Origin of the sequence: Streptomyces sp. NPDC050485, assembly GCF_044458185.1 — a bacterium.
Classification (GTDB): domain Bacteria; phylum Actinomycetota; class Actinomycetes; order Streptomycetales; family Streptomycetaceae; genus Streptomyces.
On record NZ_JBITHR010000009.1, the window covers coordinates 326837 to 341430 of the forward strand.

Sequence of the window (14594 nt, forward strand, 5' to 3'; positions counted from 1 at the left end):
GCCCCCGCCGCGAGGGTCGCAGCGCCGGGGCTCATCCGACCTGCGGGTCGCCCTTGGTGTAGCTCAGCCGCTCGACCTGGCCGTCCTCGAATTTGTTGTCGATCTTCTTGCCGTTGACGTAGAGCTCGATCGCCCCGGCGTTGCCGAGGATCAGGTCCACCTTCTCGGCGTCCTGGAACGTCTGCGCCTCGCCCTTCTGAAGAAGGCCGTCGAAGAGCATCTGGCCGTTGTGGTCCTTGGCCGAAATCCAGCTCTTGTCGGTGGTCGCGGTGATCTTGACGGTGACCTTGTCGGCCGGGACGGCGGCGATCGCACTGTCCGAGGGGGCCGGCTTGAGAGGAGGGACGGCAGGCTTGGACGCGGCGGGGCTGGACAGCGCACTGGTCTTCTGCTGGGACGGGCCCTCGGCCACCGCCTTGTCGGACTTGCCCTTCTCGCCGCCGCTGAACACCGTGAAACCGACGAAACCGACGACCACGACGATCGCCGCGACCATGGCGGCGGTCCAGTTGGGCCGGCGCGGCTCGGGCCGGATCCGTTCCGCCTCGAACAGCGGCGCCGCGGGGGTAGGCGCGGGGCGGCCGCCGTGCTCGTCGTCGTACTGCGCGACCAGCGGGGCCGGATCGAGGCCGACGGCCTGGGCGAACGTGCGGATGTGGCCGCGCGCGTACACATCACCGCCGCACCGCGAGAAGTCGTCCTGCTCGATCGCGTGCACGATGGGGATGCGCACCCGCGTGGTGGAACTGACCTCGTCGACCGTCAGTCCGGCGGCGACACGGGCCTGCTGAAGTACACGACCGATCGATGGCCCGTCATCTTCGATCGAGGGCCCGTCGTCTTCGATCGAAGGCCGGTCGTCTTCGGGAGAGTTGCCGATGGACACGGGGGCGCCTTTCGAGCGTGAGCCACCTGCTGGGTGTTCAGTCTAGGGGGGGTACGAAAGGGTGAGGCAACCGGGAGAGCGGTCTTTGTACGCCATCGGTATGGCCGCACCGCCGGCATCGAGACAGCTGACATCGCATGTTTCCGTCCCTCCCTCAACTTGACGTATGGCCAAGGGAAACGGTTGCTCCGGCATCCCGTACGAGTGCTGTTTCGCCCGAGTGGCTGTCAGCCGACGGAAACAGTCCGCTGAGAGCCCGCTTCCCTGCCCGCTCCCTCGCACACTCAGGGAGCCTCCCCACGGATCACGGCGAGCACTCCATCGAGTTCGTCCGGCTTGACCAGAACGTCCCGCGCCTTCGAGCCCTCGCTGGGCCCGACGATGTTCCGCGACTCCATCAGGTCCATCAGCCGGCCCGCCTTCGCGAAGCCGACGCGCAGCTTGCGCTGGAGCATCGAGGTCGAGCCGAACTGGGTGGAGACCACCAGCTCGGCGGCCTGGCACAGCAGGTCCAGATCGTCGCCGATCTCCTCGTCGATCTCCTTCTTCTGCTTGCTGCCGACCGTGACGTCGTCCCGGAAGACCGGGGCCATCTGGTCCTTGGTGTGCTGGACGATCGCCGCGATCTCGTTCTCGGTGACGAAGGCGCCCTGCAACCGGGTCGGCTTGTTCGCTCCCATCGGCAGGAAGAGGCCGTCGCCCTTGCCGATCAGCTTCTCGGCGCCCGGCTGGTCGAGGATGACCCGGCTGTCGGCGAGCGAGGAGGTCGCGAACGCCAGCCGGGAGGGCACGTTGGCCTTGATCAGGCCGGTGACGACATCGACGGAGGGCCGCTGGGTGGCGAGCACCAGATGGATACCGGCGGCGCGGGCCAGCTGGGTGATGCGGACGATCGCGTCCTCGACGTCGCGCGGCGCGACCATCATCAGGTCGGCGAGCTCGTCGACGATTACGAGCAGATAGGGGTACGGCGTCAGCTCGCGCTCGCTGCCCTCGGGCAACTTCACCTTGCCGTTGCGGATCGCCTCGTTGAAGTCGTCGATGTGCCGGAAGCCGAACGCCGCGAGGTCGTCGTAACGCAGGTCCATCTCGCGCACGACCCACTGCAGCGCCTCGGCGGCCCGCTTGGGGTTGGTGATGATCGGCGTGATGAGGTGCGGAATGCCCTCGTACGCCGTCAGCTCGACGCGCTTGGGGTCGACCAGCACCATCCGTACGTCCTCGGGCGTCGCCCGCACCATCACCGAGGTGATCAGGCAGTTGATGCAGGAGGACTTTCCGGAACCGGTGGCGCCCGCGACCAGGACGTGCGGCATCTTGGCGAGATTGGCCATCACATAGCCGCCCTCGACGTCCTTGCCGAGCGCCACCAGCATCGGATGGTCGTCCTCGGCCGCGTCCGCGAGCCGCAGCACATCGCCGAGGTTGACCATCTCGCGGTCGGTATTGGGAATCTCGATACCGACAGCCGATTTCCCCGGAATCGGCGAGATGATCCGCACGTCCGGGCTGGCGACCGCGTACGCGATGTTCTTGGCGAGGGCGGTGATCCGCTCGACCTTCACGGCGGGACCGAGCTCGACCTCGTACCGCGTGACCGTCGGTCCGCGGGTGAACCCGGTGACGTTCGCGTCGACCTTGAACTCCATGAAGACGTTCTGCAGCGAGGCCACCACGGCGTCGTTGGCGGCGCTGCGCGTCTTGCCGGGGCCGCCCTTCTCCAGCAGGTCAAGGGAGGGCAGCGCGTACGTGATGTCCCCCGCCAGCTGGAGCTGCTCGGCGCGCGGGGGCAGCGGCTCGGTGGCCGCGGGCGCCGGCTTCGTCAGGTCCAGTACGACGGGCTTCGCGCCCGGCGCGGCCTTCGGCGCCGCCGCTTCGGGCTCGGCGGCGCGGGCGGTCGGCAGCGGGGTGGCCTGCTCCCGGTCCCGTTCGACGGAGACGCCCTGCGTGAGGTCGGCGACGACGGGCGAGGGGGGCAGCCCGTTCAGGACGGCTCCGTCGAGGGCCGCGGCAGCGGCGGCGGCCACGTCCACCGGGTCCATCCCGCCCTCGAACGCGGGTTGCACCGAAGCGCGCCGGGGCTTGCGGCGGCGCGAGAGCGCCTCCTGCTCGGCCCGGTCCGGGTCCTGCTCGTTCGGGGCGGCGGAGCGGCGCCGGTTGCGGGACGCGGGCTCGGCCTCGCGCCACTCGTCGTCGTACGGCTCCTCCGCGCCCTCCTCCACGTCGTGCGGGAGCGGTTCGAGGACGCCGAGTTTGACCCCGAGCAGCCGCAGCCGCTGCGGGATGGCGTTGACCGGCGTCGCGGTGACCACGAGCAGCCCGAAGACGGTGAGCAGCACGAGCATCGGCACGGCGAGCACGTCGCCCAGCGTGAATTCGAGCGGCTTGGACGAGGCCCAGCCGATCAGCCCGCCCGCGTCCCGCATGGCGCCGGTGCCGTCTCCCCGGCCCGGCGAACCGCACGCGATGTGGACCTGGCCCAGCACTCCGAGGACGAGCGCCGAAAGCCCGATGACGATCCGCCCGTTGGCCTCCGGCTTCTCGGGGTAGAGGATCAGCCGGATCGCGATGGCGCCGAGCAGCAGCGGCACCACCACGTCGAGACGGCCGAACGCGCCGGTCACCAGCATCTGGACGAGGTCGCCGACCGGGCCGCGCAGATTCGACCAGGTGCCGGCCGCGACGATCAGCGCGAGGCCGAGCAGCAGCAGCGCGACGCCGTCCTTGCGGTGCGCCGGGTCGAGTCCCTTGGCACCGCGTCCTATTCCCCGGAACAGCGCGCCGACGGCGTGCGCCGCGCCGAGCCAGACGGCGCGCACCAGCTTGTACAGGCCCCCTGTAGGGGACGGCGCCGCCTTGGGCGCGGGCCTGGGGACGGCGGCCGCCTTCTTCGCGGGCGCCTTCTTGGCTGCGGTCTTCTTCGCGGGTGCTTTGGGGGCCGCGGCCTGCTTCGCGGGCGCAGCCTTCTTCGCCGGGGTACGGCCGGTGCGCTTCGCGGTGCCCGCCGTGCCCTGGGAACCCTTGCCGGACGTACGTGAGGCCATGGTGCTGAGGTTACCTGGGTCGGCGGCGGTGGACACGTGTGCCTACGGCTTCACCCGTCCGTGTCGTACGGGCCAAGGACGCTGACGCCGCCTCAGCCGGACACGGCGTCAGATCCGGCGGCCGTCAGTTCTGTGAAGGGAGGGTGGGCGCGCCGCCGGTGCCGGGCTCCAGCGCGTCCAACGCCCGCCGCAGACCGGTGAGCTTGCGCTCCAGGTGGGCGGCGGTGGCGACCGCGGCGGCGTCCGCCGAATCGTCGTCGAGCTGCTTCGAGAGCGCCTCGGCCTGCTCCTCAACTGCCGCGAGCCGCGCGGACAGTTCGGCCAGCAGGCCCGCCGACTCCCTGGCCGGGCCGCCGTGGGCGCCGCCCTCCAACTGGAGCCGCAGCAGGGCCGCCTGCTCGCGCAGTTGGCAGTTCTTCATGTACAGCTCGACGAAGACCGACACCTTGGCGCGCAGCACCCAGGGGTCGAACGGCTTCGAGATGTAGTCCACGGCACCCGCCGCGTAGCCCCGGAAGGTGTGGTGCGGGCCGTGGTTGATGGCCGTGAGGAAGATGATCGGGATGTCCCGCGTCCGCTCGCGCCGCTTGATGTGCGCGGCGGTCTCGAACCCGTCCATCCCCGGCATCTGGACGTCCAGCAGAATGACCGCGAAATCGTCCGTAAGCAGCGCTTTGAGCGCTTCCTCCCCTGACGATGCCCGCACCAGTGTCTGATCGAGCGCAGAGAGGATGGCCTCCAGCGCCAGCAGATTCTCCGGCCGGTCATCGACCAGGAGGATCTTGGCCTTCTGCACCATGGCCCGTCCTCCTCGCCCCGGCAGTGCACCGGGCGCCGCCCCAGGGGACGACTCCCTTGCGTCGCCCGTCCTTGTGCCGGTCATGGTAGCCGCACCCCGCCTGTCGCCACACCCTGTCACCGCGATGTCACTGTGCACGTAGCAGAAACGCGGTGGGAGACCAGAAGGTTCCCCGAATACCGCCGTCTCACACGCCTTCGGCCACACTCAGTCAGCGACACCTGGTGATGCGGACGACGGACGATCACTTCCCGTGCATCCACTGCTCCATCACCGAGAGCAAATGGTCCGGGTCGACCGGCTTCGTCACATAGTCGGAAGCGCCGGACTCGATGGCCTTCTCGCGGTCCCCCTTCATCGCCTTCGCGGTGAGCGCGACGATCGGCAGACCGGCGAACTGCGGCATCCGGCGAATCGCCGAAGTCGTTGCATAGCCGTCCATCTCGGGCATCATGATGTCCATCAGCACGACCGCGGTGTCCTCGTGCTGTTCCAGGACCTCGATGCCCTCCCGCCCGTTCTCCGCGTACAGCACCGAAAGGCCGTGCTGTTCAAGGACGCTGGTGAGCGCGAAGACATTGCGTACGTCGTCGTCGACGATCAGCACCTTCTCGCCGGCGAAGTGGAAGCTGCGCGCGGGCGTCCGCTCCGGCTCGGCCGCCGCCCAGCCGTCGCTCTCGGCGTCGGACCGTCCCGGCATCGTGCCCACCGTCCGCCCGTCCGCACCACCCAGCGCCTTGCGGCGCCGCCGGAACAGTCCGGCCGTTCCGGGCTGCGCCTCGCCCGGCCCCGACTGCGGGCCGCCGTTGTACCCGGCCGCCTGGGGGCGTACGGCGTCGAGGGCGAACCCCACCGCGGTCTCCATACCGCCGGGCACGAGCTGCGGGTAGCCCTGCGGGGGCAACTCGCTGAGGTGGAGCGGGAGATAGAGCGTGAAGGTGGAGCCACGGCCCGGCTCGCTCGCCGCGTGGATCTCACCGCCGAGCAGCCGCGCGATCTCGCGGCTGATGGACAGGCCGAGGCCGGTGCCGCCGTACTTGCGGCTGGTCGTGCCGTCCGCCTGCTTGAACGCCTCGAAAATCACCCGCATCTTGCCGGCCGCGATCCCGATGCCCGTGTCGGTGACCGAGAACGCGATCAGGTCGGCGTCGGCGTCGCGCAGTGAGCCCGACTCCAGGAGCTGCTCCCTGATGGCGTCGGGGACGTCGGAGCCGGCCGGGCGGATGACGAGCTCCACGGCACCGCTGTCGGTGAACTTCACCGCGTTGGACAGCAGGTTGCGCAGCACCTGGAGCAGCCGCTGCTCGTCGGTGTGCAGCGTCGCGGGCAGCTCCGGCGAGACCCGTACGGAGAAGTCGAGACCCTTCTCCGCCGTCAGCGGGCGGAAGGTCGCCTCCACGTAGTCGACCAGCTGGACCAGGGCGATCCGGGTCGGCGAGACGTCCATCTTGCCCGCCTCGACCTTCGACAGGTCGAGGATGTCGTTGATCAGCTGGAGCAGGTCGGAACCCGCCCCGTGGATCGTTTCGGCGAACTCGACCTGCTTCGGGGAGAGGTTCCCTTCCGCGTTGTCGGCGAGCAACTTGGCGAGAATGAGCAGGGAGTTGAGCGGTGTGCGCAGCTCGTGCGACATGTTCGCCAGGAACTCGGACTTGTAACGCATGGAGACCGCGAGCTGCTCGGCGCGCTCCTCCAGGACCTGCCGGGCCTCCTCGATCTCGGTGTTCTTCACCTCGATGTCGCGGTTCTGCTGGGCGAGCAGCTCGGCCTTCTCCTCCAGTTCGGCGTTGGACGCCTGCAGGGCCCGCTGCCGGTTCTCCAACTCGGCCGAGCGCTCGCGCAGTTGCTCGGTGAGCTCCTGCGACTGCTTGAGCAGCACCTCGGTCTTGGAGTTGACGGAGATGGTGTTGACGCTGGTCGCGATCATCTCGGCGATCTGGTTGAGGAAGTCCTTCTGGATGTGCGTGAACGGCTGGAACGACGCCAGCTCGATCACCCCGAGGACCTTCCCCTCGAAGAGCACCGGCAGCACGATCACATGCGCGGGCGGCGCCTCGCCGAGCCCGGAGGAGATCTTGAGGTAGCCCGGCGGCACGTTCTCCACCAGGATCGTCCGCTTCTCCTCGGCGGCCGTGCCGATGAGCGTCTCACCGGGCCGGAAGGAGGTCGGCATCGAACCGGCCGAGTATCCGTAACTCCCGCGCATCCGCAGCTCGTACGATCCGTCGCCGTCCCCGCTCACCTCGGGGCCGCGCCCGGTCGGCATCGCCAGGAAGAACGCGCCGTGCTGCGCCGAGACGACCGGTGTCAGCTCGGTCATGATCAGCGAGGCCACGTCGTCGAGGTCGCGGCGGCCCTGCATCAGGCCGGAGATGCGGGCCAGGTTGCCCTTGAGCCAGTCCTGCTCCTTGTTGGCGACGGTGGTGTCGCGCAGGTTGGCGATCATCGTGTTGAGGTTGTCCTGAAGGGCCTGGATCTCGCCCGCCGCATCCACGTCGATCTTCAGATTGAGGTCGCCGCGGGTCACCGCCGTCGCGACGGCGGCGATGGCGCGTACCTGACGGGTCAGGTTCCCGGCCATCTCGTTCACCGATTCGGTGAGGTCGCGCCAGGTCCCGTCCACGTCCCGCACCCGGGCGTGACCGCCCAACTGGCCTTCGGTACCCACCTCTCGGGCGACCCGGGTGACCTCCTGGCCGAACGAGGACAGCTGGTCGACCATCGTGTTGATGGTGTTCTTCAGCTCCTGGATCTCGCCCCGCGCATCGATGTCGATCTTCTTGGTGAGATCGCCCTGGGCGATGGCGGTGGTGACGGTGGCGATCTGCCGCACCTGGCCGGTGAGGTTGTCGGCCATGGAGTTCACCGATTCGGTGAGGTCCTTCCACGTACCGGAGACGCCGGGCACCCGGGCCTGACCGCCCAGGATGCCGTCCGTGCCCACCTCGCGGGCCACCTTGGTGACCTGCTCGGCGAAGGAGGACAGCGTCGTCACCATGGTGTTGACGGTGTCGGCGAGTTCGGCGACCTCGCCGCGCGCCTCGACCGTCACCTTCTTGGTGAGGTCTCCGTTGGCGACCGCCGCCGAGACCCGGGAGATGTTCCGCACCTGGGTCGTCAGGTTCGCGGCCATCAGGTTGACGTTGTCGCTGAGGTCCTTCCAGATGCCGGTGACCCCGCGCACCCGGGCCTGACCGCCCAGGATGCCCTCGGTGCCCACCTCGCGGGCCACCCTGGTGACCTCGTCCGCGAAGTTGGACAGCTGGTCGACCATGGTGTTGACGGTCGTCACCAGCTCCAGGATCTCGCCCTTGGAGTCGACGGTGATCTTCTTGGAGAGGTCGCCCTCGGCGACCGCCGTCGTCACCTCGGCGATGTTGCGCACCTGTGAAGTCAGGTTGTTCGCCATGAAGTTGACGGACTGGGTGAGGTCCTTCCAGGTGCCGGACACGCCCTGCACCTCGGCCTGACCGCCCAGGATGCCCTCCGTGCCCACCTCCCTGGCCACCCTGGTGACCTGCTCGGCGAAGTTGGACAGCTGGTCCACCATCGTGTTGAGGGTGTTCTTCAGCTCCAGGATCTCGCCGCGCGCGTCCACGTCGATCTTCTGCGACAGATCACCGCGGGCCACCGCCGTGGCGACCTGGGCGATGTTGCGCACCTGCGCCGTGAGGTTGCCGGCCATGCCGTTCACGGAGTCGGTCAGATCGCGCCACACCCCGGCGACGCCGGGCACCTGCGCCTGCCCGCCCAGCCGGCCGTCGGTGCCCACCTCGCGGGCGACCCTGGTGACCTGCTCGGCGAAGGCGGAGAGCTGGTCGACCATCGTGTTGATGGTGTTCTTCAGCTCCAGCATCTCGCCGCGCGCGTCCACGTCGATCTTCTGCGACAGATCACCGCGAGCCACCGCCGTCGTCACCTGGGCGATCTGACGGACCTGCGAAGTCAGGTTTCCCGCCATGAAGTTGACGGAGTCGGTGAGTTCCTTCCAGGTGCCGGACACGCCGTCGACCCGCGCCTGGCCGCCGAGGCGGCCCTCGGTGCCCACGTCCCGCGCCATCCGCGTGACCTGGTCGGCGAACGACGACAGCTGCGCCACCATCGTGTTGACGGTGTTCTTCAACTCCAGCATCTCGCCCGCGACATCGACCGTGACCTTCTGCGACAGGTCGCCATTGGCCACCGCCGTCGTCACCTGGGCGATGTCGCGCACCTGACCGGTCAGGTTGCGGAATGCGGTATTGACGGAATCCGTCAGGTCCTTCCACGTCCCCGCCGCCCCCGGCACCTCCGCCTGCCCGCCCAGCCGGCCCTCGATGCCGACCTCGCGGGCGACCCGGGTCACCTCGGAACCGAACGACTGGAGCTGGTCGACCATGGTGTTGACGGTGTTCTTCAGCTCCAGCATCTCGCCGGCCACGTCGACGGTGACCTTCTGGCTCATGTCACCGCTGGCCACCGCCGTCGTCACCTGCGCGATGTCCCGCACCTGGGTCGTCAGGTTGCGGAAGACGGTGTTGACGGAATCCGTCAGGTCCTTCCACGTCCCCGCCGCCCCGGGCACCTGCGCCTGCCCGCCGAGCAGTCCCTCCGCGCCGACCTCGTTGGCGACCCGGGTCACCTCGTCCGCGAACGTACGCAGCGTCTCGGTCATCTGGTTGATGGTCTCCGCGAGCTGCGCGACCTCGCCGCGTGCGTTGACGGTGACCTTCTGCGACAGATCGCCGCTCGCCACGGCCGTCGTCACCTGGGCGATCCCGCGCACCTGCGCGGTCAGGTTCGTCGCCATCACGTTGACGGAGTCGGTGAGGTCCTTCCACACCCCGGCCACGCCCGGCACCTGCGCCTGACCGCCCAGTTCGCCCTCGGTGCCCACCTCGCGGGCGACGCGCGTCACCTCGGAGGAGAAGGAGGACAGCTGGTCGACCATCGTGTTCACGGTGTTCTTCAGCTGGAGCATCTCGCCGGCCACGTGCACCGTGACCTTGCGCGACAGATCACCCTTGGCGACCGCCGTCGTCACGAGAGCAATATCACGTACCTGTGCGGTCAGCCGGTACGCCATGGTGTTGACGGAATCCGTCAGATCTTTCCAGGAACCGGACATACCGCGCACCTGGGCCTGACCGCCGAGCTTGCCCTCCGTACCGACCTCAAGGGCGACCCGCGTCACCTCGTCGGTGAAGGCCGACAACTGGTCGACCAGGTTGTTGACGGTCCGCCCCACCTTGAGGAACTCGCCGCGCAGCGGCCGCTCGGCGCCGTCGCTGCCGTGCGAACGAAGATCCATCCGCTGTTCCAGATCGCCCTCGGCCACCGCCGAGAGCACCCGCCCGACCTCGGAGACCGGCCGCGCGAGATCGTCCACCAGCGCGTTGGAGGCATCGATCGCGGCAGCCCAGGAACCCTCGCAGGCCCCGTTCTCCAGCCGCTCGGTCAGCTTCCCCTCGCGCCCGACCATCCTGCGTACGCGGGCGATCTCGCCGGTCAGATGCAGATTGCGGTCCGCGACCTCGTTGAAGACGGCGGCGATCTCCGCCATCACGCCATCACCGGACACCGTCAGCCGCTTGCGGAAGTTCCCGTCCCGCATCGACGCGAGCGCCGCGAGCAGCCGCTGCAGCGCCGCCGTGTCCACCTCGGTCGTCCCGTTGCCCCCGCGCTGCTTGTGGCTCCGGGCCTGTTGAGTCCGGGGCTGCTCGTCCTTCGCGCGCGTGCCTACGCCGCGCGCTGCTGCGCCAGACTCCACAATGTCCCTCCCGCAAGGGTTGACCGCACTACCCGGGATGCCTCCGGAAGCATGCCCAGTGTTTCACCACGGCCGAACCAGGCCATAACAGTTCGGCAGCTTCGCATATCCGTCCCCGCCCTCGGAGGGCGGAAACACTGGTGACCGGCATCCGCTCGGACAGCGAAGGTAAGTAACCTGGCATCCGACTGTCCAGCCGCCCCGGTCTGCCCGGCAAGAGGGCGGTTCGTACCTCCTGCTCGGTAAAGCTTGGGGGAGGGCGGCACAAAGGACGACCACGGGACACCGGAGGGGGCGGGCCGACATGGGACTGTTGATTCCCGGAGGGCACGTTCCGGAGCCCCGCCAAGGAGATCCGGGCGTAGAGACGCGTATGAGGAGTTCTGTGATCACCGCGCGGGCGGCAGCCAGCTTCGACCCTGTCGGGCGGTCGGTCGCGACCGCCCGCGCCTTCGTCCGGGACACCCTCCAGGGCTGGGGGTACGCGGACGTCGTCGACGACGCCGTCGTCCTGACCAGCGAACTCGTCACCAATGCGGTCGTCCACGCCGGCACCAAGGCGGACGTCCTGTGCCTGCGCTCCGGCGACGGCGTACGCGTAGAAGTGGCCGACCGCTACCCCGAACGTGAGGTTCCGCTCCTCGGCTCCCCCGCCGACATCGCGGGACCCGACCGAGAAAATGGCCGAGGCCTGCTGCTCTGCGCGGCCCTCGCCTCCCGCTGGGGCGTCGAGTACACCCCGACCAGGAAGAACGTCTGGTTCCAACTCGACCTCCCCGACCGCCCGGTGGGCACCCGCTCCGCCGGCCCCGCCGTGCCCACCGCGCTGCTTCCCGTCACCGACGGCAGGGTCCGGGTCGCCGTCGTCCAGATCGACCGGGCGGGCTCCGTACGCGCCTGGAACGAGGACGCCGAGGAACTGTTCGGCTACCCCTCCGAGCAGGTCACCGGCAAGGCGCTGACCGACTTCGCCGCCTGGCCGCACACCCCCGGCACCTCCACCGGCATCGTCGAGGCCCTCCAACTCTCGCGCTGGGAAGGCAGTTACGGGATAAGGGGCGCGGACGGCCGCGTCGTCCCGGTGTACGCCTCCCACCTGCGCGTGCGCGACACCGAGGGCGAGCCCTCGACGGTCTGCCTGCTGGTGCGCGACGACGAGCGGGCGGTGCTCCAGACCCCCGTCCGCCAGCCCGCCACCGATCCCGCCGCCCACGGCGACAGCCGCAACCTCGACCCGTTCGAGGTCTTCATCGGCTCCCCCGCCCCCGAGGACCTCGACGGCCTGCTCCAGCGCACCGTCGAACGCGCCCGCGACATGCTGGACGGCGACTCCGCCTTCCTGCTGCTCGCCACCGACGACGAGACGGAGCTGGAGGTACGCGCCACCACCGGCCTCCCCTCCGCCCGCCAGCGCTTCGCCCGCGTCCCCGTGGAGGCGGGCACGGGACGGTACGGATCCGCCAGGATGCCCGCCGTCCACGAGGACCTCGCGGCCGTCCCCGGGGCCGTCCCGCTCCTCGAAAGCACCGGCATGCGCTCGGTCGTCACCGTCCCGCTCAAGGTCGAGGGCCGCCTCACCGGCTCGCTGGGCGTCGCCGCGGAATCCCCCGGCCGCTACTCCAACGAGGAGGCCCTGCGCCTCCAGTTCGCCGCCGACCGCATCGCCCTGGCCGTCGAATCGGCCCGCCTGGGCGAGCTGGAACGCCTGCGCAGAGGCTCGTTGAGCTTCCTCGTCGAGGCCTCCGACCTCTTGGCCGGCACCCTGGACCGCGACCAGACCCTGGCCCTCATGGCCCAGATGACGGTCCCGACGCTGGCCACCTGGTGCGCCGTCTACACCATCGCCGACCAGGCCTCGGACCCGTACCTCTCCTACGTCCTGCACGAGGACGAGGAGCGCATCGACGGCCTCAAGGCCCTGCTCTCCAAGATCGACCCGCCGGAGCCGGTGCCCACCCCCGGCGCCCGCGTCTGGACCGCCCCCGGCGAAGCCGCCCACCAGGCCGCTCTCCGCGTCTCGATGCGCGACCTCGGCCGCCCCGGCATCCCGCACGTGGGCGGCGGAATCGGCACCACCCTCTCGACGGCGGCCGCGGTCGGCGGCGAAACCGTCGTGCTGCCGCTCGTCGCCCGCAACCGCGTCATCGGCATGCTGACACTCGGCAAACCGTCAGATGACCATTTCCGTCAGGAGATCCTCGAACTCGCCGAGGACCTCTCCCGCCGGGCCGCCCTCGCCCTCGACAACGCGCGCCTCTACTCCGAGCGCATGGCCATCAGCCGCTCCCTCCAGCGCAGCCTGCTCCCGCCGGGCCTGCCCCAGATCCCGGGCGTCGAGGTCGAGGTCATCTACCGCGCGGCCGGCGAAGGCAACGAGGTGGGCGGCGACTTCTACGATCTGTTCCCCATCCGCGACGGCGCCTACGGCTTCGCCATCGGCGATGTCTGCGGTACGGGCCCGGAGGCCGCCGCGGTCACCGGCCTGGCCCGGCACGCCCTGCGCCTGCTCGCCCGCGAGGGCTTCGGCGGCCCCGCGGTCCTGGAGCGGCTGAACGCGGCGATCCTGGACGAGGGCGCCCGCAGCCGCTTCCTGACCCTCCTCTACGGGGAGTTGTGGCCGCAGGAGGACGGCAGCGCCATCCTGAAGATCGTCTGCGCCGGGCATCCGCTGCCGCTGCGCCTGCGCCAGAACGGCACGGTCGAACCGGCCGCCGAACCCCAGCCCCTCCTCGGCGTCATGGAGGATCTGGAGCTGTACGAGCAGACGATCACCCTTGACCCGGGTGACGTCCTGCTCTGCGTGACCGACGGAATCACCGAGCGCCGCGAGGGCACCCGCATGCTCGGCGACGACGGCCTCACCGACGTCCTCGCCAGTTGCACGGGCCTCACCGCCGGCGCCGTCGCCGCCCGCGTGCTGCGCGCGGTCGAGCGCTTCGCCGCCGAACCGGCCTCCGACGACATGGCGATCCTGTCGCTGCGCATCCCGGAACAGGCCAAGCGATAACCCCGAGAGGGTACGCGAAAGGCCCCGCCCAATGGGCGGGGCCTTTCGTATTCCTGAGCCCCCATGCGGAATCGAACCGCAGACCTTCTCCTTACCATGGAGACGCTCTACCGACTGAGCTATAGGGGCCTGTTGTTGTTTCGGGGTTTCCCCCTCACCAACGAGATAAAGCATACCCCGAATCAGACGGTGTTCCGAACCACGGTCACCGGTTCCGGACCCATGACCCACCGGACACCCCCTAAGCGGGCTGCAGCAGCCCGCCGAGCGCGTTGCAGACGGACACCAATCGCCGCAATTCCGCCTCCGAAAGCCCGTCGAGCGAAGGCAGCGCGAGCGTCTCGTCCGCGGCCCGCTCGGTCTCGGCCAGCATCCATCCGTCCCGCCTGAACTCCCGCATCCGGTGTACGGGAATGGGCACGGGCACCTCGCAGGCGACCCCGCGCCGCCGCAACAGCCGCGCGAACGCATCCCGGTCGGGCCGCCCATTGCCGGGCACGCGCACAACGTACCGCTGATAACGATGCCCCTCGGCGGGCGCGGGCGTCTCGACCCCGGCGAGCCGCCGGTCCAAGTACCCGGCCCGCTCCCGCCGTTGGGTCACATCCCCGTCGGCGCCCGCCCCGTCCTCCTGCTCAAGGATCAACACCCGGTGCCGAACGGCCAGTTCGGCGAACCGCGTGGCATCGGCCGGATACCCGAAGCGGTGTACGAGCACGACAGCGGCGGTCCTGGGCGTGATCGCCGCGCCGACGGCCTCCGGCGCGAGGCAGTAGCTCAGCGGATCGATGTCGGCGAACACCGGCACGGCGCCGGCCGCGACGACCGTCCGGGCCAACTCGCCGGAGTCATAGGCCGGCACGATCACCTCGTCGCCGGTCGCGACACCGGCAGACTTGAGCGCTCCTGTCATTCTCATGACAGCGGATCGTCCTCTTGCCACATGAACGCCAGGTAAGCGGGCACAAAAAAACGCTGGCCCCTGAACCGAAGTTCAGGGGCCAGCGTTGAAAGTTTGTTCGGCGGCGTCCTACTCTCCCACAGGGTCCCCCCTGCAGTACCATCGGCGCTGAAAGGCTTAGCTTCCGGGTTCGGAATGTAACCGGGCG

The 14594-nt window shown here is 69.5% G+C and carries 6 protein-coding genes, 1 tRNA gene and 1 rRNA gene; 1 reads left to right on the plus strand and 7 read right to left on the minus strand.

Going from position 1 to position 14594, the window contains the following annotated elements; all coding sequences use genetic code 11:
- Positions 1 to 31: 31 nt before the first annotated feature.
- From ACIBK6_RS20855 to ACIBK6_RS20870, 4 genes are all read right to left on the minus strand, one after another.
- Positions 32 to 886, minus strand: coding sequence for a helix-turn-helix domain-containing protein (locus ACIBK6_RS20855; RefSeq protein ID WP_399052761.1), 855 nt, complete (start codon positions 884 to 886; stop codon positions 32 to 34).
- A gap of 284 nt (positions 887 to 1170) precedes the next feature.
- Positions 1171 to 3930 (minus strand): DNA translocase FtsK, encoded by a 2760-nt coding sequence (locus tag ACIBK6_RS20860; RefSeq protein WP_399052762.1) that lies wholly within the window; start codon positions 3928 to 3930, stop codon positions 1171 to 1173.
- A 124-nt stretch (positions 3931 to 4054) separates the two neighbouring features.
- Positions 4055 to 4729 carry a two-component system response regulator gene (locus tag ACIBK6_RS20865; protein ID WP_399052763.1) on the minus strand — a complete coding sequence of 225 codons (675 nt, stop codon included), beginning with the start codon at positions 4727 to 4729 and terminating at the stop codon, positions 4055 to 4057.
- Between the two features lie 244 nt (positions 4730 to 4973).
- Positions 4974 to 10478: a HAMP domain-containing protein gene (locus ACIBK6_RS20870; protein ID WP_399052764.1), complete on the minus strand. Its 5505-nt coding sequence runs from the start codon at positions 10476 to 10478 to the stop codon at positions 4974 to 4976.
- A 373-nt stretch (positions 10479 to 10851) separates the two neighbouring features.
- On the opposite strand from ACIBK6_RS20870, the gene ACIBK6_RS20875 reads away from it, so the two are divergent.
- Positions 10852 to 13485 (plus strand): SpoIIE family protein phosphatase, encoded by a 2634-nt coding sequence (locus ACIBK6_RS20875; protein ID WP_399052765.1) that lies wholly within the window; start codon positions 10852 to 10854, stop codon positions 13483 to 13485.
- A 56-nt stretch (positions 13486 to 13541) separates the two neighbouring features.
- Here ACIBK6_RS20875 and ACIBK6_RS20880 read toward each other — a convergent pair.
- The 3 genes from ACIBK6_RS20880 to rrf all read right to left on the minus strand — a co-directional run.
- A tRNA-Thr gene (locus ACIBK6_RS20880) sits at positions 13542 to 13614 on the minus strand.
- Between the two features lie 112 nt (positions 13615 to 13726).
- Positions 13727 to 14404 carry a DegT/DnrJ/EryC1/StrS family aminotransferase gene (locus ACIBK6_RS20885; RefSeq protein WP_399052766.1) on the minus strand — a complete coding sequence of 226 codons (678 nt, stop codon included), beginning with the start codon at positions 14402 to 14404 and terminating at the stop codon, positions 13727 to 13729.
- A 98-nt stretch (positions 14405 to 14502) separates the two neighbouring features.
- Positions 14503 to 14594 (minus strand): 5S ribosomal RNA (rrf, locus tag ACIBK6_RS20890); the annotation flags it as partial.